The organism is Rhodococcus sp. NPDC060090, assembly GCF_042729855.1.
Classification (GTDB): domain Bacteria; phylum Actinomycetota; class Actinomycetes; order Mycobacteriales; family Mycobacteriaceae; genus Rhodococcus.
This window is the reverse complement of sequence record NZ_JBHWXB010000013.1, coordinates 65,150-85,339: the sequence shown is the minus strand read 5'-3', so window position 1 is coordinate 85,339 and position 20,190 is coordinate 65,150. Positions and strand designations below refer to the sequence as shown.

Annotated in this window: 21 protein-coding genes; 14 read left to right on the top strand and 7 right to left on the bottom strand. The window is 67.2% G+C overall.

Annotated elements, in window-relative coordinates; all coding sequences use genetic code 11:
* Nucleotides 1-106 precede the first annotated feature (106 nt).
* From ACFWCF_RS18515 to ACFWCF_RS18495, 5 genes are read left to right on the top strand one after another with little or no spacing between them, the layout of a single operon-like run.
* Complete coding sequence (locus ACFWCF_RS18515; protein ID WP_378564280.1) at nt 107-793, top strand: DUF6474 family protein; 687 nt, start codon at nt 107-109, stop codon at nt 791-793.
* Nucleotides 794-800: 7 nt separating this feature from the next.
* Nucleotides 801-1,295 carry a hypothetical protein gene (locus ACFWCF_RS18510; protein ID WP_378564277.1) on the top strand — a complete coding sequence of 165 codons (495 nt, stop codon included), beginning with the start codon at nt 801-803 and terminating at the stop codon, nt 1,293-1,295.
* A 32-nt stretch (nt 1,296-1,327) separates the two neighbouring features.
* Nucleotides 1,328-1,999 carry a YcnI family protein gene (locus ACFWCF_RS18505; RefSeq protein WP_378564274.1) on the top strand — a complete coding sequence of 224 codons (672 nt, stop codon included), beginning with the start codon at nt 1,328-1,330 and terminating at the stop codon, nt 1,997-1,999.
* Nucleotides 1,996-2,523: a copper resistance protein CopC gene (locus ACFWCF_RS18500; protein ID WP_378564271.1), complete on the top strand. Its 528-nt coding sequence runs from the start codon at nt 1,996-1,998 to the stop codon at nt 2,521-2,523. The genes ACFWCF_RS18505 and ACFWCF_RS18500 overlap by 4 nt, the downstream gene beginning before the upstream one ends.
* Nucleotides 2,524-2,528: 5 nt before the next feature.
* Entirely contained in the window at nt 2,529-3,458 is a 930-nt protein-coding gene (locus ACFWCF_RS18495; RefSeq protein ID WP_378564268.1) for a CopD family protein, read from the top strand.
* A 7-nt stretch (nt 3,459-3,465) separates the two neighbouring features.
* Here ACFWCF_RS18495 and ACFWCF_RS18490 read toward each other — a convergent pair whose 3' ends face one another.
* From ACFWCF_RS18490 to ACFWCF_RS18480, 3 genes are read right to left on the bottom strand one after another with little or no spacing between them, the layout of a single operon-like run.
* Entirely contained in the window at nt 3,466-4,122 is a 657-nt protein-coding gene (locus tag ACFWCF_RS18490) for a UdgX family uracil-DNA binding protein (RefSeq protein WP_378564265.1), read from the bottom strand.
* A 15-nt stretch (nt 4,123-4,137) separates the two neighbouring features.
* A complete protein-coding gene (locus tag ACFWCF_RS18485) occupies nt 4,138-7,359 on the bottom strand; it encodes a carboxyl transferase domain-containing protein (protein ID WP_378564531.1) in 3,222 nt (1,073 codons plus the stop codon).
* Nucleotides 7,360-7,407: 48 nt separating this feature from the next.
* Nucleotides 7,408-8,157, bottom strand: a complete 750-nt coding sequence (locus ACFWCF_RS18480; RefSeq protein ID WP_378564528.1) for an ABC transporter permease — start codon at nt 8,155-8,157, stop codon at nt 7,408-7,410.
* Between the two features lie 88 nt (nt 8,158-8,245).
* On the opposite strand from ACFWCF_RS18480, the gene ACFWCF_RS18475 reads away from it, so the two are divergent.
* From ACFWCF_RS18475 to ACFWCF_RS18455, 5 genes are all read left to right on the top strand, one after another.
* Nucleotides 8,246-9,055 carry a DUF427 domain-containing protein gene (locus tag ACFWCF_RS18475; protein WP_378564262.1) on the top strand — a complete coding sequence of 270 codons (810 nt, stop codon included), beginning with the start codon at nt 8,246-8,248 and terminating at the stop codon, nt 9,053-9,055.
* Nucleotides 9,056-9,130: 75 nt separating this feature from the next.
* Complete coding sequence (locus tag ACFWCF_RS18470) at nt 9,131-9,493, top strand: RidA family protein (RefSeq protein WP_378492022.1); 363 nt, start codon at nt 9,131-9,133, stop codon at nt 9,491-9,493.
* Nucleotides 9,494-9,567: 74 nt separating this feature from the next.
* Nucleotides 9,568-10,089, top strand: a complete 522-nt coding sequence (locus tag ACFWCF_RS18465; protein ID WP_378564259.1) for a MarR family winged helix-turn-helix transcriptional regulator — start codon at nt 9,568-9,570, stop codon at nt 10,087-10,089.
* Nucleotides 10,090-10,197: 108 nt separating this feature from the next.
* Entirely contained in the window at nt 10,198-10,836 is a 639-nt protein-coding gene (locus ACFWCF_RS18460) for a TetR/AcrR family transcriptional regulator (protein ID WP_378564256.1), read from the top strand.
* A complete protein-coding gene (locus tag ACFWCF_RS18455) occupies nt 10,833-12,380 on the top strand; it encodes an MDR family MFS transporter (protein WP_378564253.1) in 1,548 nt (515 codons plus the stop codon). The genes ACFWCF_RS18460 and ACFWCF_RS18455 overlap by 4 nt, the downstream gene beginning before the upstream one ends.
* A gap of 67 nt (nt 12,381-12,447) precedes the next feature.
* On the opposite strand, the gene ACFWCF_RS18450 is transcribed toward ACFWCF_RS18455, so the two are convergent.
* Nucleotides 12,448-14,001, bottom strand: a complete 1,554-nt coding sequence (locus tag ACFWCF_RS18450; protein ID WP_378564250.1) for a succinic semialdehyde dehydrogenase — start codon at nt 13,999-14,001, stop codon at nt 12,448-12,450.
* Between the two features lie 76 nt (nt 14,002-14,077).
* The gene (locus ACFWCF_RS18445) at nt 14,078-14,707 is read right to left on the bottom strand and encodes an SRPBCC family protein (RefSeq protein ID WP_378564247.1); all 630 of its coding nucleotides are present in this window, start codon (nt 14,705-14,707) and stop codon (nt 14,078-14,080) included.
* 162 nt (nt 14,708-14,869) lie between these two features.
* On the opposite strand from ACFWCF_RS18445, the gene ACFWCF_RS18440 reads away from it, so the two are divergent.
* Complete coding sequence (locus ACFWCF_RS18440; protein WP_378564244.1) at nt 14,870-16,711, top strand: AMP-dependent synthetase/ligase; 1,842 nt, start codon at nt 14,870-14,872, stop codon at nt 16,709-16,711.
* An 18-nt stretch (nt 16,712-16,729) separates the two neighbouring features.
* On the top strand, nt 16,730-17,104 hold the full coding sequence (locus tag ACFWCF_RS18435) for a DUF5313 family protein (protein WP_378564241.1): 375 nt from the start codon (nt 16,730-16,732) through the stop codon (nt 17,102-17,104).
* A 71-nt stretch (nt 17,105-17,175) separates the two neighbouring features.
* On the opposite strand, the gene ACFWCF_RS18430 is transcribed toward ACFWCF_RS18435, so the two are convergent.
* Nucleotides 17,176-17,925 carry a FadR/GntR family transcriptional regulator gene (locus ACFWCF_RS18430; protein ID WP_378564238.1) on the bottom strand — a complete coding sequence of 250 codons (750 nt, stop codon included), beginning with the start codon at nt 17,923-17,925 and terminating at the stop codon, nt 17,176-17,178.
* Between the two features lie 134 nt (nt 17,926-18,059).
* Here ACFWCF_RS18430 and rraA point away from each other — a divergent pair, with 134 nt between their 5' ends.
* On the top strand, nt 18,060-18,548 hold the full coding sequence (rraA, locus tag ACFWCF_RS18425) for a ribonuclease E activity regulator RraA (RefSeq protein WP_378564235.1): 489 nt from the start codon (nt 18,060-18,062) through the stop codon (nt 18,546-18,548).
* Between the two features lie 6 nt (nt 18,549-18,554).
* Here the strand turns inward: rraA and ACFWCF_RS18420 are convergent, their stop codons facing one another.
* The gene (locus tag ACFWCF_RS18420) at nt 18,555-18,776 is read right to left on the bottom strand and encodes an RNA-binding S4 domain-containing protein (protein WP_378564232.1); all 222 of its coding nucleotides are present in this window, start codon (nt 18,774-18,776) and stop codon (nt 18,555-18,557) included.
* Between the two features lie 58 nt (nt 18,777-18,834).
* On the opposite strand from ACFWCF_RS18420, the gene ACFWCF_RS18415 reads away from it, so the two are divergent.
* Nucleotides 18,835-20,184, top strand: coding sequence for a cryptochrome/photolyase family protein (locus ACFWCF_RS18415; protein WP_378564229.1), 1,350 nt, complete (start codon nt 18,835-18,837; stop codon nt 20,182-20,184).
* Nucleotides 20,185-20,190 lie beyond the last annotated feature (6 nt).

The window sequence follows — 20,190 nt, the reverse complement described above, 5'->3', positions numbered from 1 at the left end:
CCAGCGTATTCGCTCGACGTGCGGCGCCTCGAAGCAGCACCGTCACGTTAGGCTTGCCGACGAGCGCGGGCGCGCTGCGGTCGTACCGAATGGAGGGTGCTGTTCGATGGGGTTGTTCACACGGCGGAAGCGGCGTGCCACCCGCAAGGCGGAGGCAAAGGCACTCAAGCACAAGGCGGAGCTCGAAGCCAGGCTCGGAGCAAAGAACCAGTTCAAGAGCGATCGGCGCACAGCGAAGTCCCAGGAAAAGCTCGCGAAGAAACTCGCGAAATCGCAGACCAAACTCGACCACGAGCTTGTGAAGTCGCAGGCCAAGGTTGAAAAAGAGCAGATCGCCACGCTCAAGGCGCAGAAGAAGGCCGCGGAGAACCAGGGGCTGACCGCGGCGAAGATCCGCCGCTACCTCGGGGTCGCGCGCCTGCTCATACCTGTGCTCGCTCCCCTCGTCTACCAGGCCGCGACGGCGGTGCGCGGGCAGCTCGATGTCCGCCGCGCCCAGAAACTCGGTGTCGGCGTCGAGCAGCTCGGCCAGTTCACCGGTCACGGTGCGCGGCTCAGCGCACGCATCGCGGCGGCCGAGCAGTCGGTCACGAAGACCGTGGAACTGCATCCCAAGGACGCCGAGACGAAGAAGTTCGCGGAGGCCATCCGCGGGCGTCTCACCGACCTGACCGCGGCGGTGTCCGCTGCCGAACAGATGCCTGCCGCGCGCCGCAAGGCCGCACACGCCTCCATCGGCCACGAGCTCGACGGAATCGAGGCGGATCTGCTTGCCCGCCTCGGTGTGCGCTGACACACCGATGAAAACGAATCCGACCCTGCTCGGCGGCACCGCGGGGGTTTCCACCGCGGCGCTCGCCGTCGCAGCGCACGGCGCGGCCGGAGGTTCGGTACCGACGAACCCGGCCGTGGCGTTGCTGACGGCGGTTGCCGTCGGGGTCGGCATCGTGGGTGCCGGGCGTCCGGGGACGTCGCCGGTCGCGTTGCTTGCCGCAGGCCAGCTCGGCACCCACATCGTCCTGTCCACATTGACGGACGGGCACCTGCACATCTCCGCGTCGATGCTGGTCGCGCATACCGTCGCCGTCGTCGGATGCGCCCTGTTGATCGGCATCGCCGACCGCCTCTACACCGCGTGTACCTCGGTGGTGCGGCGTATCCGGCCGTGGCGTCCCACGGTTCCCGCACCCGCGTTCCTCATCCCGGCTGTCGATACCGATCCGTACATCTCGAGGCCCCTCGCCTCCAGCATTTCTCGACGAGGCCCACCGGCAGCACCGCCGGCCGTGTCCTGATTCCTACTGCTCGAGAAAGCACCTACATCTTCATGAAGAACACCCTCACCCGGGTCCTCGTCGGCTCCGGCGCCACCGCGGCGCTGCTGCTGACCGGTTCCGGCATTGCCGCTGCGCACGTCTCCGTGGTGGCGCCGGGCGCCGAGCAGGGCGGCTACTCCGTCCTGACGTTCCGCGTCCCCACCGAATCCGAGACCGCCGGTACCACGGCTCTCACCGTCGAACTGCCCGGTCTGCGGTCCGCTCGCACGGAGCCGCTGCCCGGCTGGACGGCGACCGTCGAGACGAATCCCGAATCCCAGCTCGCAACCTCGGTCACCTGGACCGCCGACCCCGGCATCGAGGTGGGTCCCGGCCAGTTCCAGCAGTTCGTGCTCTCCGCCGGGCCGCTCCCGGAGGAAGAGGAAGTCGCGTTCCCTGCCACCCAGACCTACGGCGACGGCGAGGTCGTCGCGTGGGATCAGATCGCGACCGGTGACGAGGAACCGGAGAAGCCCGCACCCACCCTCACTCTCGCTGCGAGCAGCGGCGACGGGCACGGGCACGGCGCGAGTGCCGAGACGGGCACCGACACCGAATTAGCGGCCGAGTCGGGCAGCACCACCGACAACACAGCACGCTGGCTCGGCGGTATCGGCCTGGTCCTCGGCGCGCTCGGAGCCGCACTCGGGCTCGGCGCAGTGATCCGGGGACGGCGAGCATGAAGCGTCTCGTCACCGTTCTCCTGACCCTCGCCGGCGCCCTGATGCTCGCGTCGGGCCCCGCCGCGGCGCACTCCGTCGTCATCGGCAGCACTCCCGAACAGGGCGAACAGATCGCGGAAGCACCCGAGCGGGTCGACGTGACATTCAACGAAGCGCTGCAGGAGCAGTTCGCAGCGATCACCGTGGTCGGTCCCGACGGCAACCTGTGGTCCACGGGCGACCCGATGGTCGACGGATCGACCGTCAGCGTCGGACTCGACGGACTCGGCCCGGTCGGCGAGTACACGATCGCCTACCGCGTGACGTCCGCCGACGGGCATCCCGTCAGCGGGACCCGCACCTTCACCCTCACCCAGGAGGGCACCGGCACCCCCGGTGAGGCTGCGGCCGGCGGCGACACCGCGCCTGCATCGGACGGCACCATCGACAACGGCGGCGGCCCCGCCGTCTGGTGGTTCGTCGTGGCCGGTGTGGTCGTGGTCGCGGCTGCGTTGTGGTTCGTGTTGCGCAAGCCGAAGGCCTGACAACCGTGCAGAAAGTGCGCCGGCGGTGGCTCCTCGGAGCCGCCGCCGGCGCCGTCTCCGGGGTCGCGCTCGGCATGCTGCTGGCCGCGCCGGAGCTGTCGGCGTGGATACGCGCACTGTCGCTGGGAGTGGGGTCGACCGTGCTCGGCGTCGCCGCACTCGCTGTGATGATGCGCAGCATGCCGCGCCCCGATGTGTCCACCGGCGACGTGTGGCGCGCGACCACCGTCCTCGGTGGGGTGTGGCTACTGCTCGAAACCGTTCAGCTCGTCCTCGAAGCCGCCGCGACGGTCGACGTCCCCGTGGCCCGGCTCAGCGCCGGACTCTTCGCCGAATACCTCGGCACAGCCGGGTCGGGCCGGGTCGCGGCCGCCGCGTGGGTGTGCGTCGCCGCGCTCACCGTCGCGGCAGCGCTCGCCTACCGGCGCGAGGCGTCGTGGTCGACCGTGCCGGTGCTCGTCGCGGCGGCCCTCGCTCTCGTCGCGCGACCCGTCACGGGGCACATGTCGCAGCAGGCGTTCGGGTCGCTGCTCGACGCGGCGCACGTCCTCGCGGCCGCCCTCTGGCTGGGAGTGCTCACCGCGCTCGCCCTGCTGGTCCGAGGTCGAGGGGCCTGGGCTCGGCTGTTGCCGCGCTATTCGGAGCTCGCGACGAAGTGCGTCGTGGTGCTCGGGGCGACCGGTGTCGTCAACGCGGTCGTGCGCCTCGGGTCGGTGTCCGCGCTCGTCGACTCCGGTTACGGCCGCCTCGTGCTCGCGAAAATCGTGCTTCTCGTCGCCCTGCTCGGGCTCGCGTGGATCTGGCGACGAACATGGGTGCCCGCGGCGGGTACCCACCGGACCACCGCGGATGTCTCCCTGCGCAATGCCGTGATCGAGGTGTCCGTGATGTCGGTGGCGTTCGGGTTGGCAGCGGCACTCGCCACCACCGCGTAGAGGACGGTCAGAGCAACCCGGCCGCGCGCTGCAGATCGCGCACGAGAGACTCGAACGCCTCCTCTCGGTCCACCCGGGCCCGCAGTGCCGCCGACGGATGGATGGTGGCGACCACCGCTGGGTCGACCCTGCCGAGCAGGTCGCTGCCGCGCAGATCGTCACCGAGCTGCATCACCTCGCCGCGATGCTCGGTGAGCTTGAAATTCTTCCCGATCAGCGCCTGCGCCGCCGTCGCACCGAGACACACCACGATGTCAGGGCGCACCACGTCGAGTTCGGCGACGAGCCACGGCCGGCACGCGGTGATCTGTCCGCCCGACGGCTTCTTGTGGATGCGCCTCTTCCCGCCCGCCGCCCGATCGAATCGGAAATGCTTGACGGCATTGGTGACGTACACGGTTTCCCGGTCGATGCCCGCGTCTTCGAGCGCCTTGTCCAGCAACCGCCCTGCAGGGCCGACGAACGGCTCCCCCGACAGATCCTCCTCGTTCCCGGGTTGTTCGCCGACCAACATCATGCGCGCGTCGTCGGGTCCGGCACCGAAGACGGTGCGCTCGGCGGCCTTGAACAGATCGCAGCCGCGGCATCCCCGGGATGCGGTCGCAAGCGAGAGAAGGTCGAGAGTGTCAGGGAGATATTCCTGAGCCCCGGGATAGGTGACCATACGAAACGGATACCCCTATCGCAGCCGTGAAATCCACGTTCGCGTGTCGGCGGGGTCGATGACGTCGTCGAGTTCGAAGATCGTCGCCGCCTGCAGTGCCTTGCCCCGCTGGTATGCCGCCGCGACCAGCTCGTCGAACAGTTCCTCACGGGCCTCGGGGGTCGGCGAGGCATCGAGTTCCTTGCGGAAGCCGAGCCGCACCGCACCTTCGAGTCCCATGCCGCCGATCTCGCCGGTGGGCCACGCAATCGTGAACTGCGGTGTGTGGAACGACCCCCCGGCCATCGCCATGGCGCCGAGACCGTATCCCTTGCGGAGGATGATCGTGCCGAACGGCACCGTCATTCGCGCACCCGCGATGAAGAAACGGCCGAATCGTCGCACCGTCGCCTGCTTCTCCGATTCCGGTCCGACCATGAAACCCGGCGTGTCGCACAGGCTCACAACGGGAAGGCGGTGTTCTTCGCACAGTTCGAGGAAGTCTGCGGCCTTGTCGGCGGCTTCCGCATCGATCGCACCTCCGAGGTGGTGGCTGCTGTTGGCGAGCATGCCGTAGGCCCGGCCCTCGACCCGCACGAGGGCGGTGACGATACCGATTCCGTAGTCCGGGCGTAATTCGAGCACCGAATCGACATCGGCGACCGCGGTGAGCGCAGCACGAACGTCGTAGGAGCGAAGCCGATTCTCGGGAACCACGTGTCGCGGGAGACGCGGGTCCGGGGCCTCGAAATCGGTTCCCGGGGTGGTGAAGTACGACAGGTATTTCCGGGCCAGCGCGACTGCGTGCTCTTCGTCGCGCGCGGCGAGGTGAACCACACCGTTGCGGCGTTGTACGTCGATCGGACCGATGTCCTCGGGCCGGTGAACTCCGAGTCCGCCGCCCTCGATCATCGCGGGCCCGCCCATCCCGATGTTGGCGTCGGGTGTCGCGATGAGCACGTCGCAGACGCCGGCGAGTGCAGCGTTGCCGGCGAAACACCGACCCGACACCACCGCTACGGTGGGCACGCGACCGCGCAGGGCCGCCATCGACCGGAACGTCGACAGATCCAAGCCCGCGCCGTGCGCCGCATCGACATCACCCGGGCGTCCACCACCGCCCTCCGCGAACAGCACCAGCGGCACCTCGCGGCGCGCAGCGAGTTCGAGGAGCCGATCGGTCTTGCTGTGGTTGTACCGGCCTTGGGTTCCTGCGAGCACGGTGTAGTCGTAGGACATCACCACCGCGTCGGCACCGCCGATACGTGCCGCACCCCCGACGAGACCGTCGGCCGGGGTGTTCTCGATCAGATCCTCTTCGCTGCGACGGCCACGTTGCGCGGCGAGGACGAGCCCGCCGTATTCGACGAAGCTGTCGGTGTCGACGAGGTCCGTGATGTTCTCGCGCGCGGTGCGGCGCCCGCGGCCGTGCCGTCGAGACACCGTGTCGGGACGGGCGTCGTCGAGGGTGACGGCGTGCCGCGCGCGGATCTCGTCGAGATCGGCCCGTTCGGCATCGAGGTCGAATGCGGCTGCGGCGTGATCGGTTCCGGTATCGCCTTCGGTTTGGATCACGGCGACCACCGTTCCGGGCTGCACGGTCTGCCCGGGTCGCACGAGCATCCGGATCACGGTGGCCGAGCCCGACGCGGTGATCGCATGCTGCATCTTCATCGCATCGAGGATCACGATGGGCGCACCGACCGGCACGGTGTCACCCTCTGCGGCCGACTCGACGACGGTGCCGACCATGTCGGCGCGCAACGCATGCTCACCGGCGTGCAGCTCAGGGGCTCGAGCCGGAACCGAGGTTGCCGCGTGCGGCTCGACGAATTCGGCGAGGCGCTCATCGAACCACGACGTGGTGACCGGACCCGACCGGAACTCTTTGTCGGTCAGAATTTTCCGGAGGACGTCGCGGTTGGTGGCGACCCCGTCGACGACGAACTCACCGAGCGCGGCATCGAGTTTCCGGAACGCGACTCCCATATCGGAAACCCGCACGTGCGCGATGACCTTCGCGAGCAGCGAATCGTAGCGGGCACCCGCCTCGAGTCCCGGACGGCCGTGCGTGTCGACCCGGATCCCGGGACCGGATGGTGGGGTGAAGACAGACAGGAGCCCCGTCGAGGGGACGGTCCGGCCGTCGTGACGCAGCGTTTCGGTGTTGACGCGTGCCTGCACGGCCACACCGCGTACACGGGTGGGCACTCCGGCAACACCGTGCGAGTCCGCCGTGATGCCGTCGGGTAGGTCGAGTTCGTCGAACAGGGCACCTCGCGCCACCGCGATCTGCACGGCCACGAGGTCGATCCCGGTGACCTCCTCGGTGACGGTGTGTTCCACCTGGATCCGCGGGTTCACCTCGAGGAACACCATCCCGGCGTCGGTCACGAGGAACTCGACCGTCGCCACCCCACGCAAGTGCGTACCGACACCGAGGCGAGCAGCCGCGACATGCAGGTCGCGGCGCAGTTGTTTGCTCAGTGCGGGGGCGGGGGCGATCTCGACGAGCTTCTGATGGCGTCGCTGCACGCTGCAGTCACGGTCGCCGAGTGCACGCACCACGGTGCCGCCCACGCCGTCGGATGCGGCGACGATCTGCACCTCGATGTGTCGGGCCTGCACGACGAGCGCTTCGGCGTAGAGACGGTCGTCGCCGAATGCACCGAGCGCTTCGGCGGCGGCGGATCGGTGCGCGTCGTCGAGGTCGTCGGCACTGCGCACGATCCGCATGCCGCGCCCGCCGCCCCCGGCGAGAGCCTTGATGACGATGCCGTCGGGATTCTGTGCGAGGAAGTCCTCCAGAGCCACGGAGTCCAGAGCCACGGAGTCCTGAGTCACGGAGTCCGAGTCATCGCCCGTGCCGGACGCCGGCACCACGGGAATGCCCAGGCGTGCCGCGGCGGCGCGGGCGGACTTCTTGTCGCCGAAGGTCCGCAGCGCGTCGGGATCGGGACCGACGAACGTCACCCCCGCTTCGGCGCAGCGGTCCGCGAACGCGGCGTTCTCGCTGAGGAAGCCGTATCCGGGATGCACGAGAGTGCAGTCCGTGTCGCGGGCGATGCGGAGGATCGCGTCCTGGGCGAGATACGCGGCCGGACCGGAGCCTACGAGGGGAACGGACCTGGAGGCGGCCGCGACGTGCGGGCTTCCTGCGTCGTCCTCGGCGTACACGGCGACGGTGTCGAGGCCGAGTTCGGTCGCCGTGCGGATGATCCGTAGGGCGATCTCACCGCGGTTGGCTACGAGCAGCATTCCCATGCCTCCATCGAAGTCGACGTCGACCTCAATTCATACCGCAGCTCACTCCTCGGGCCTCGGACGCACCCGCAGACGTCCGAGGCCGATCGCGAGCACCACCGCGGTGATCGATCCGGCCGCCATGATCGCCGCGAGCACCACCACCTGGAAACGACCGGCCTCGAGGGGCGACAGCCCGCCGAAGATCGCGCCGACGAAGGCCCCCGGCAGTGTCACCAGTCCGGTGGTCTTCGTCTGGTCGAGGGACGGGATCAGCGCCGCCCGCACCGCGAGCCGGGCGTGGTCGAGCGTCGCCTGCCGCATGGTCGCGCCGAGCGCGAGCCACCCTTCGACCTCCGTCCACCGGTCGTCGACGATCTCGGTGAACCGGCGACCCGTCAGGCTCGCGACCGTCATCGCACCACCGATTACGATTCCGCCGAGTGCCAGTGCATATCGAGGTGTGAGCTCGATGGCTCCGCTGACGAACACGATCGCGAGTGCGGTGCCGATTCCGAGGGCCATGGCGACACCGACCATCACGGTCGTCGCACGTCCTCGCCCGACCCGGCGCGACGCGGTCCACAGCGCCACACCGAACATGACCGCGAGCACCAGCGCGACCCACCGGGCGTCGGCGATGACTCCCGTGAGCACGAGGGCAACGAATGCGAGTTGCACTGTGCCGCGCGCGATTGCGTACACCGGCGCAAATCGGTGCGGAACACCGAACGCCCACAGGACAGCGGTGGCCACGGCGGCGAGCGCGGTGACTCCCACCAGTGTCCGGACGAGTTCGAGCGGGTCGTCGATCATCGCCGAGTAGCGTATCCCGCAGATCGCCTCGCCAGGACGGCGCAGGATACGGCCGCGTCGTGTTCATGCGCGATACGGTCGATGTATGTCTGCCCGCAAGATCGCCGCACCCCGGCCCACCCTCGAATCCGACGATTACCTGTACGAACCCTGCGAGCGCCGGATCCGGGGGAAGTGGTTCGGGCGGACGGTCGTGGACAGCACCCGCGCGGTGCTGGTGTGGGCACCGGGCAAACCCGTGCCGTTCTATGCGTTCCCGCGCGACGACGTGCGTTTCGATCTGCTGTCCGCATCGCTGTCGCCGAGCCGCAGCCGCCCGGACGTGTGGCAGTGGTACGACATCGTCGTCGATGACCGGCGTGCGTACTCACCGGTGTTCCAGCTGGACATCGACGGTCTCGACGACCGGTTGGCGTTCGCGTGGTTCCGGCAGGGTGAACCCGAGCCGGGCGACACGGTCCACATCGACGAGGACGAGCACTGGTTCGAGGAGGAGGCCGAGGTGTTCACCCATCCGCGCGACCCGCACCACCGTGTCGACGCACTCCCGAGTTCCCGCCACGTCCGCGTCACGGTGGGAGATTCGGTCGTCGCCGAAACCCGCACACCTGTGTTGGTGTTCGAGACCGGACTGCCGACGCGCTACTACATTCCCCCCGCCGATGTGGACTTCTCCCAGCTCGAGGAGTCGGTGTTGCGTACGGGATGTCCGTACAAAGGCACGGCCCGGTACTGGTCGTTCTCGGCGCAATCGTTCTCGGGGCAGTCGTTCTCAGGACAGCAGCCGGCCGAGAACGTCGCGTGGTCGTACGAGGAGCCGCTCGCCGGGATGGAGCCGATCGCCGGGCACGTGTGTTTCTACGACGACGCGGCGGATGTGTCCGTATCGGAGTGAGCACGCCACTTCACAGAAAACATTCAGCACTGAGATAGTTGGCGAACCGCGACTCGACCCCAGGAGCGATCACCGATGTCACTCACCTCCGTCAGCGCCCACCATCCGTACAGCCCGGCGTACGTCGCAGGAGGTCTCGTCTTCGTCTCCGGTGCGCTGTCCATCGATCCCGACGGTGTCGCCGTCGAGGGCCGCACCGAAGCCCTCGACGCCGCCATCGACCGCATGACCGACCGGCTCGCCGTGGTAGGCGGGAAGCTCTCCGACGTCGTCAAGCTCACCTACTTCGTCACCGACCTGTCGCTGAGAGAGGAAGCCAACCGCCAGTTCGAGCGTCTCTTCGCCGAACCGCGCCCGGCCCGGACCTTCGTCGAGGTGAGTGCGCTTCCGTACGGCGCGACCGTCGAGATCGACGCAATCGCCACAGCACCACGCTGATCCCTGACATCCCCGCGCGGGCCGCGCAGGCCGTATCGTGAACAATTCTTCGGCGCTCAACAGAGGAGGCCTGCGTGGGGCGCGACACTGTTCCCGACCATGATGCCGTCGACGACATCGTGGGCCAGTGGACCCGCGAATGGCCCGGCCTCGACGTCACACCCCTCGAGACCCTCGGACGCCTTCACCGCACCTACCTGCGCTATCAGAGCACCATCGGGCGGATCTTCGACGAGTACGACCTGAACATGGCCTCGTTCGACGTCCTTGCGGCGTTGCGCCGTTCGGGCAAGCCCTACCGGATGACCCCCGGGCAACTCGCCGAGAGTTCACTGGTGACCACCGGCGGCGTCACACTCCGCATCGACCGTCTCGAGAAGGCGGGTTTGGTACGACGTGAGCGCGACGCCGACGATCGGCGCATCGTGCACGCCGAGCTCACCGAAACAGGCAAGAAACTCATCGACGAGGTCGCGGTCGCTCATTTCGAGAACGAAACCCGCATGCTCTCCGGCATGTCGGCAGACGACCAGGCCGAGCTTGTTCAGTTGTTGCGCAAACTCGAGCACTCCGTCGTCCGACACCAGGGCGGCTGAAGGCCGTCGGCAGAGATACCCACGCCAGCTCACCGGCACAAGCTCGGTAGAGACCGAAAGCAAGAATCCGATTTGCATCCCTCGGTAGTTGCCATAATGTAAATATTCATGACTGCAACCGACCAGGTGTCGCACCGCGAACGTAAGCGTGCCCGCACGTGGACGGCCATCCACCTCGCCGCCGCGAACGCAGCCGCGACGCACGACCACCTGTCGGACATCACCATCGAAGCGATCGCCGACGCCGCCTACGTCTCGCCACGCACGTTCTTCAACTACTTCAAGTCGAAGGAAGACGCTGTACTCGGCCTGCGTGCCGCCGTCATCAGCGACACCGTCGTCGACGAGTTCAGAATCGAACCCGGCGACGACCTCGTCGAGAAGGTCGCAATTCTCCTTCTCACCGTCTTCCGCACCACCAACCACAAACAGATCACGCAGGCCGAATACTCCGACCTGATGGAACGCCACCCCGAACTCGCCCGCCGGCGCTTCCGGTACATCGACGACGTGCAGGCGCTCGTCGCCGAGTTCGTCACCGAACGACTCGTCGCATCCGAGGGATGGACCTCGGCCCATCCCGACGAATCCGCCGAAGAAGCAGCGCAGATGGTCGTCACCGTCGCGGGCGCCGTGATGCGGGCGGCGATGCGCCCGATTCTCGCGCGCGCAGACCTCGAGGAAACCGATGCCGATGCGCTCCTGCGACGGAAATGTGCGCAGTTCAGGAACGTGACAAGACCATGACGGCGGATACCTCGACAAGCGAACAAGGCACGTCGGCGCCTCCCGTCCGCATCGGATTCATCTTCGCGGGGCTGCTGCTGGCGATGCTCTCTGCATCACTGAGCCAGACCGTTCTCAACCCGGCACTGCCCACCATCGTCGGCGAACTGCACGGCGCCGACCTGATGCTGTGGGTCATCACCGCCTACATCCTCGCGTCGACGATCATGATGCCGATCTACGGCAAACTCGGCGACCTCCTCGGCCGCAAACCGATTCTGATGGTTGCCATTTCGATCTTCGTCGCCGGATCGGTGGTCAGCGCCGTTGCTCCGGACATCATCTGGCTCATCGCCGGCCGCGCCATCCAGGGGCTCGGCGGCGGCGGGCTGATGATCCTCTCTCAGGCGACGATCGCCGACGTCATCCCCGCCCGCGAGCGCGGCAAGTACATGGGCATCATGAGCAGCGTCTTCGCGCTGTCGTCGGTGAGCGGCCCACTGCTGGGCGGATTCTTCACCGAGGGCCCCGGCTGGCGCTGGGTGTTCTGGCTCAACATCCCGATCGGGCTGCTCGCGCTCCTGGCCGCGGCATTCTTCCTGCGTCTACCCGAGCGACGACGGGCGCGTCCCCGGATCGACGTCGCCGGAATGGCCGTCCTGTCCGTCGCGACAACACTTCTCGTGTTGGTCGCCACCTTGGGCGGTGCACAGTTCGCGTGGTCGTCGCCGACCGTTCTCGCGATGATCGCCGCGACCGTCGTGGCGGCGGGACTGTTCCTGTTCATCGAATCGCGCACCGCGGAACCCGTCATCCCGCTGCACCTGTTCCGCGACCGCAACTTCAATCTGTGCACCCTGGCAGCACTTCTCATCAGCGTCTCACTGTTCGGCGTGGCGTCCTACATGCCCACCTATCTGCAGATGGTGGCAGGCATGGGAGCTACCGCTGCAGGACTGATGATGCTCCCGATGATGGGCACACTGTTCGTCACCTCCACGCTCATCGGCCGATACGTGACCCGCACCGGGCGCTACAAGAATTGGCCGATCGTCGGCGCGATTCTTGTAGCAGCGGCCATGGTCGCGCTGTCGACGCTCACCGTCGACAGCCCGCTGTGGCTGCTCGGCTGCTTCGTCGCGCTCCTCGGTCTGGGCCTGGGCACCTCGATGCAGCTGCTGGTCCTCGTCGTGCAGAACTCCTTCCCCATCGAGGAGGTCGGCACCGCCACGGCCAGCAACAACTACTTCCGGCAGATCGGCGCGACACTCGGCGTCGGTGTGGTCGGCAGCGTGTTCACCACCCGCGTGGCCACGCTGATCACCGAGCGGATCCCCGACGCAGCAGACGCCGGGATCCACGCCGACTCCCTCACCCCGGCCATCGTGCAGGGTCTGCCCGACTCGCTGCACCTGGCGGTCGTCGAGTCGTACAACGAGGCACTCACCCCGATCTACCTCGCGATCGCTCCGCTCGCGCTCGTCGCAGCGGTGTGCCTGTTCTTCGTAATCGAAAAACCGCTTGCGACGAGCATCGAGCGGAAGACGTCGGTCGAGAAATCCTGAAGCCGACCGCACCTCGCGCTCAGCGGCTGGCAACACTGCGCGCTCAGCGGCTGGCAACACTGCGCGCTCAGCGCCCGGGCAGCCACTTCATGGCAGCGACGAACGGCGCCAGCATCTTCGCCCACGCCTTCTTCGGCAGGCCGCGGGGCCCATCGAGGTTCAGCAGGCGCGTGGTCGCGATGGTCTGCGCTTCGGTGTACTTGAGCAGACCGTCAGCGCCGTGTCGCCGGCCCACACCGGAGATGCCCATGCCGCCCATCGGCGCATCGGTGCTGCCCCACGCCGGTGCATAGCCTTCGTCGACGTTGACGGTGCCCGCGTGGATGCGTGCGGCGATCGCCTCGCCCTGTGCCTTGGTGGCCGCCCACACCGACGCGTTGAGGCCGTACTCGGTGTCGTTGGCACGACGGATCGCCTCGTCGACGTCGTCCACCGGATACACCGACACGAGCGGCCCGAACGTCTCGTCGGCGTAGCACTCGGCATTCTCGGGAACGTCGGTCAGGACGGTCGGTTCGTAGAACAACGGGCCCAGATCGGGGCGCGCTCTACCACCGGCGACGACGGTCGCACCCTTGGCGACTGCGTCGTCCACGTGCCCGGACACGGTCTCGACCTGGGTTTCGTTGACGAGCGACCCCATTTCGGCGCCGAAGTCGTAGCTCGCACCGAGCGCGACCTTGCGCACACGATCGCCGAACATCCGCACGAACTCGGGCGCGATCGACTTCTCGACGTAGATCCGCTCGATCGAGATGCACAGCTGGCCGGAGTTCGAGAAGCACGCGCGCATCGCAGCCTCGGTGACCTCACGCAGGTTCGCGCCTTCGGTGACGATCATGGGGTTCTTGCCACCGAGTTCGGCGGAGAAGCCGATGAGACGTCGTCCGGCCTGTTCGGCGAGTAGACGCCCGGTCTGCGAGGAACCCGTGAACATCAGGTAGTCGGTGTTCTCGACGAGGGCGGTGCCGACCACCGAACCCGGCCCGGGGACGACGGCGAAGACGTCGCGCGGCAGTCCCGCCTCGTACAGCAGATCGGCGACTGCGAGGGCGCAGTACGGGGTCTGACTGTCGGGCTTGAGCACCACGGCGTTGCCGGCGAGCAGTGCCGGAATCGCGTCGGAGACCGCGAGGGTCATCGGGTAGTTCCAGGGTGCGATGACCCCGACGACGCCTTTGGGATGGTGCCTGACCGTGGTTTTCGTCAGGACCGGAAGCATGCCCGTGGCACGACGAGGGCGCAGCAGTTTCGCGGCGGTGCGCGCGTAGTACCGCGCGGTCATCGCGATATCGAGCACTTCTTCCTGCGCCGACGCTCTGGACTTACCGGTTTCGGCCTGTGCCATGTCCATCAGCTGGTCGCGTTTCGAGATCAGCAGGTCTCGATAGCGATGGAAGATCTCGGCGCGTTCTGCAACGGGCGTCTGCGCCCACGCGACCTGGGCCTTGCGCGCGCGGTCGACCGCGGCCTTCGCGTCGTCGGCTGTGCCGACGGGCACCGTCGCGATCTCGCGGCCTGTGAAGGCCTCGACGACGGGACGCGTGGGCCTGTCGGAGGCGTCGTCGATCGCGATGAGGTCCGCGAGCCGCGCGAAGGTCGCAGCGTTCGGAGCAGGCATGTTGCACCCCTACCGGTGAGTAGAAATTGGAGTTACACCAAACTACCGCGCCGGCATGGCACCTGTCACAGGCCGCTCACTCCCCGGAGTAGAAGGCGATCGTGCGATCGGCCCGCTCGCGAGCCGCCTCCGGGTCGGTTCCTGCAGCCACGTCGGCGTCGCACCAGCCGTTTCCGGCTTCCCGAACATAGCTCAGCCCCTGGGGCGAGAGAGACCACTTCTCGAACTCGGCGGGATCGACCGCAGCACCCGAATCGAGGTGCAGTCCGAGACCGAGGAGCGCCTGATCCCAGCCGATGCCGACGGCACCGGGGCCGTACGTCTCCCAGTGGTCGCCCTCGGCGTGAGCGATGTGCGAAAGCTCGAAACGGGCGCAGTCCCCGGGTTCGGGGATGATCGACACCTCGATCCAGCTCATGCCGCCACCGAATTCCCAGGTCGCCGAAAACGACTTCGGAGGGGTGCAGGTGAGAACCTCGCCTCCGGCGTTGCCTTCGAACTGGTACCGGCCGCCGACGCGCAGTTCGCCGCTGATCGGCAGGAACCAGCGCGGGATGCGCTCGGGGTTGGTGCAGGCATCCCAGAGGTCGTCGGCGTCGGTCGGATAGCTCTGCGACACCGTCACGACAGCGGCGTCCTTGCCGTCGACGACGCGGTGCCCGATGATGCGCCGCAGAGTCTCGGTCCTGGTCTTCACGTCCTTCATGATGTTTGCCTTTGCTCGTCGGAATAACTGAAACTTTCCTCCACTTGTAGGGGTTTCCGTTGCCTCACGACCCACGGGAACCCGTGCAGGCGGAGGAAAGCCGTCTCTTCCGGTGTCCGGAGAAGCGCTGCTCAGGACCGGCCTGCCTTCTAGACTGGGGCAATGACCATAATGCGCGCGTCCGAGGAGAAGGTCGATCACCCCAAGATCGAGAAGCGGGCGCCGTCGGTCGCTCGGCTGTTCATCGATCGCGTCACCGCGTCACCGGAGGCAGAGGCCTTCCGCTACCCGGACGGTAAGGACGGCTGGACGAGCACCACCTGGGAAGAGACCGGCGACAAGGTGCGGCTGCTCGCGGCCGGGCTGCTGTCGCTGGGCCTCGGACTCGAGGACCGCGTGGCGCTGGCCTCGTCGACCCGCTTCGAGTGGGTGCTCGCCGACCTCGCGGTGATGTGCGCCGGTGGGGCAACCACGACGGTGTATCCCACCACCCACGCACCGGATGTCGCGTTCATCGTGGCGAACTCGGGAAGCCGCGTCGTCATTGCCGAGGACGCGGTGCAGGTCGACAAGCTCACGGCGCATCGCGGTGAGCTACCGGATGTCGCCAAAGTGGTGGTGATCGACGGTTCGGGCGACGGCGACTGGGTGATCGGGTTCGACGATCTCGTGGAACTCGGCCGGGCCCACCTGGCCGAGGATTCGGGGGTGGTGATCGACAGGATCCACAGCATCGAGCCACATCACCTTGCGACCGTCATCTACACCTCCGGCACCACCGGCAAACCGAAAGGCGTCCGGCTGCCGCACTCGGCATGGACGTACGAGGCGGCGGCCGTCGATTCCGTCGGCCTGCTCGGCTCCGACGATCTGCAGTACCTCTGGCTCCCGCTGTCGCATGTGTTCGGCAAGGTGCTGCTGACGCTGCCCCTGCAGATGGGCTTCCCCACCGCCGTCGACGGACGGGTCGACAAGATCGTCGAGAACCTCGCCGTCGTCCGTCCGACCTTCATGGGTGCCGCGCCCCGCATCTTCGAGAAGGCGCACGCACGCGTCGAAGGGATGATGTCGGAAGAAGGCGGCATCAAGAAGGTGCTCTTCGACTGGGCCATGGGCGTGGGCACCGGTGTGTCGAAGGCGCGCCAGGACGGCCGCTCGCCCGGCCTGCTCGACAAAGCGCAGCACACCATCGCCGACAAGCTGGTGCTCTCGACCATCCGCGAACGCTTCGGCGGCCGTTTGCGCTTCTTCATCTCCGGCTCGGCGGCACTGAACCCCGACGTGGCGCAGTGGTTCGATGCCGTCGGCATTCCCGTGCTCGAGGGCTACGGACTGACGGAGACCTCGGCCGCGTCCTGCGTCAACCGCCCCCAGGCAAACCGGCTCGGCACGGTGGGCTGGCCCCTCCCCGGAACAGAAGTGAAGATCGCCGACGACGGCGAGGTGCTCATCAAAGGTCCGGGTGTGATGACCGGCTACCACGACCGCCCCGACGCCACCGCCGAAGCGCTCGATGCCGACGGCTGGTTCCACACGGGCGATATCGGCAGCCTCGACGACGACGGTTACGTGAAGATCACCGACCGCAAGAAGGACATGTTCAAGACGTCGCAGGGCAAGTACGTCGCCCCGTCGGCGATCGCCGCGACGTTCAAGGGCATCTCGCCCTACGCGGCGGAGATCATCGTCCACGGTGAAAGCAAGCCGTACTGTGTCGCGCTGGTGGCGCTGGATGCCGAAGCCGTCACCGCGTGGGCAGACAAGAACGGCCTCGGCGGTCTGTCGTTCGCCGACATCGCGCAGCACGACAAGACGCACGAGCTGATCTCGAAGGACATCGACCAGCTCAACCTGCAGCTCAACCGGTGGGAGCAGATCAAGAAGTTCACGATCATCGAGCGCGAACTCTCCGTGGAAGAGGGCGATCTCACGCCGAGCATGAAGCTGCGCAGGAAAGTGGTCGTGGATACATTCGCGGACAGCCTGACGCGGCTCTACGACTGAGGCACTACCCTGGACAATATGAGTAGCGCGCGACCTAATTTGTCTCAGCGGATCGGTTACATGTTCGGTCGAACGCTGCCCGCCGAACAGCGTGAGTGGGTACGGGAGGACATCCTCGGGCCGGGAGGATCCCGGCGTTACCTCATGCGGTGGAATCTGCCCCTCATCCCGCTCTTGATGCTCTTCCTGCTGATTCCGGGCCCGGTCTGGATTCCGTTCGCGATGATGCTGCTCCTCCTGCTTCCGTGGCTCTACTTCGCGATCGCGCTGATGCCGATCTGGCAGCGGCACCGTCTGCAGCAGCACGGCTTCGATCCCGGGCTCCTGGGTTCGAAGGACCGCGCCCGCGCCGACCGTGAGCGTGCCGACTACGAGCGCCGGTTCGGCCGCTGAACTCGACGCGCACTTGTGCTGAGCATGTTGAATGGCTCACGGCGGGGCTGACCGTCATCGGCGTCGGTTGATCAGGACAGCACCTCGACGAGAGTGGTCTCCGAATCGCCGGTCATGTAATGCTCGACGCTGTCGAGGTGACGACGCCAGAATTCTTCCGCTGCACCAGGTTCCCCAGATCGCAACAGTTCGACGAGCTTATGGTTCGCACGCAGCGCCACGGCCACGCCGGGGCTGTCCCGCCCTGTCCGGGTCGACAGGTACAGCGCATTGTGGGCGTCCATGATGTCGAGCAGCATGCTCGCGAGCGTCGACATCGTCTGATTGCCACCGAGTTCCATGATCGCGCGGTTCACGTCGCTGACGTATTTGACGAACGCGTGCGGATCGTCGATCACCTGCCCACCGCGTTCGACGACCGCGGCGAGCGTGTCGATGCGGTCACCGGGGTTCGTGGCGATCAAGCCGACCGCCGCGACCTCGAGTTCGGTACGCGCGCGGTACACGTCGGCGAGCGGGACTCCGCGGTACTGCAGCAGCAGACCGGCGTAGCGCGCCGCCGTCGACCCGTCGGGCGCCTGCACGCGTGCACCTCCACGCGCACCGCGGAGCACGGTGATGATGCCTTCCGATTCGAGGATGCGGAACGCTTCACGCAGGGTCGGCCGCGACACTCCGAATCGCTCCATGAGTGCGGCCTCGTTGGGCAAGGGTTCACCCGCCTCGAGTTCACCGATGATGATCTGACGGCGCAGGCTCGCGGCGATCAGTTCTCCGGCCTTGGGCACGCGAACGACCGCCTGGCGGGCGTCGAGAGGCATTGCACCGTCCTGTATCAGTCATGGGCGAAGCTGGCCCGTAAGAATACAAGGATCTACCCGATTGCGGTGGGGCTCGCCCGTGGTGGCCGTCACCTTCGGTTTGCCCACCACGCGAAGGGCTTATCCTCTGGCTCATGAGCGAAGCCATCGAATTCACCGCGACCGCCGATCTCGCCGACGAGATCGGCCCCGACATCCGCAGCTGCGACACCCAGTTCATCCAGTACGGTGGGCGCGCCGAGTTCGCAGGCCCGATTACGACGATCCGCTGCTTCCAGGACAACCTGCTGGTCAAGCAGACGCTGTCCGAGGCAGGCAACGGCGGTGTCCTGGTGGTGGACGGCGACGCGAGCATCCACACCGCACTCGTCGGCGACATCATCGCCGGACGCGGCGTCGACAACGGCTGGGCAGGCGTCATCATCAACGGCGCCGTCCGCGACTCCGCGATCCTGCGCACCCTGGACATCGGTGTGAAGGCACTGGGCACCAACCCGCGCAAGAGCACCCAGACCGGGTCGGGCGAGAAGAACGTGCCGGTCGAGATCGGTGGCGTCACCTTCAACCCTGGCGAGATCGTCTACAGCGACCACGACGGTGTGGTCGTGCGCGCCGCCAACTGACCGAGGTCAGCCCCTCGCCACCCGCGCACTCGCCCCGGCGATCTCGACGACGTCCCCGGTGTGCAGCTGCCGGCCCCGCCGCACCTCGACCTCACCGTTGACCGAGACGAGACCGTCGGCGATCACTTCTTTCGCCTCCGCACCCGACTCGATCAGGCTCGCCAGTTTCAGGAACTGACCGAGCCTGATCGAGTCGTCGCGGATGGGAACATCGAACGCTTCGGTCATGTTCGCCATTGTCTCCCATCCACCACGTCACCCATCCACCACCTTGCACACTGGACGGGTGAGTACCCACGTTGTCTGGTTCCGCCGCGATCTACGCCTGCGCGACCTACCCACCCTGTCGAGCGCCTCCGATGCCGATCGTGTGGTCGCGCTGTTCGTGCTCGACGACGCACTGGCGACACCCGGTCCGCGCTATACGTATCTGCTGCGCTGTCTGCGCGCCCTCGACGACGATCTCGACGGCCGGTTGCTCGTGGTCCACGGAAACCCGGTCGACGTGGTACCGACGATCGCCCGCGAGTTCGACGCGAGCGCGGTGCACGTCAGCGCGGACCACGCCCCGTACGGGTCGCGACGCGATCGCGCCGTCGAGGACGCCCTCGACGATGTCCCGTTGGTCCGGACCGGCTCGCCCTATGCCGTCTCGCCGGGGCGTGTGCTCAAGAGCGACGGCACGCCATATCGGGTGTTCACGCCGTTCCGGCGCGCCTGGCTCGAACACGGATGGCGCCCGCCGGCGAAAACCAGCGCGACCACCGCGGCCTGGCTCGATCCCGACGGCACCGATCTGCGCGTCGCCATCCCGGACGACGACTCCCCGAACATCGCATTGCCACCCGCGGGCGAGAAGGCTGCACTACGCCGATGGCGGCAATTCCGCGACGACGGACTCGACCGGTACGACACCGACCGCGATCGACCCGACCTCGACGGCACGAGCCGCCTGTCCGCAGCCCTCAAATTCGGATGTCTGCACCCCCGCACCCTCCTCCACGACCTGCGCGACCGTTCGGACCCCGGTGCGACGACCCTGCGTAGCGAGCTGTGCTGGCGCGACTTCTACGCCGACGTCCTGCACCATCGCCCCGACACGGCACGCCGCAACTACAACGAGCGCTTCGACGCCCTCCGCTACGACAGCGGACCCGACGCCGACCGTGCCTTCGCCACCTGGCAACAGGGCCGCACCGGATTCCCCATCGTCGACGCGGGCATGCGGCAGTTGCTCGCCGAAGGCTGGATGCACAACCGGCTGCGGATGATCGTCGCATCGTTTCTCACCAAGGATCTGCACCTGCCGTGGTGGTGGGGTGCTCAACACTTCATGACGCATCTCGTCGATGGTGATCTCGCATCCAACCAGCACGGATGGCAGTGGACCGCCGGGTGCGGCACCGATGCAGCCCCCTACTTCCGCGTGTTCAATCCCACCTCGCAGGGAGAAAAGTTCGATCCGGCGGGTGACTACGTGCGTCGCTGGGTACCCGAACTGCGTGGCGTCACGGGAAAGCGTGTTCATCGGCTGCCGGACGGCCCACCGCCCGGATATCCGGAGCCGATCGTCGATCACGCCCACGAGCGGCAGGTCGCACTGGCACGATACGGAGAGATCTCCACCCGCCGATGACCCATC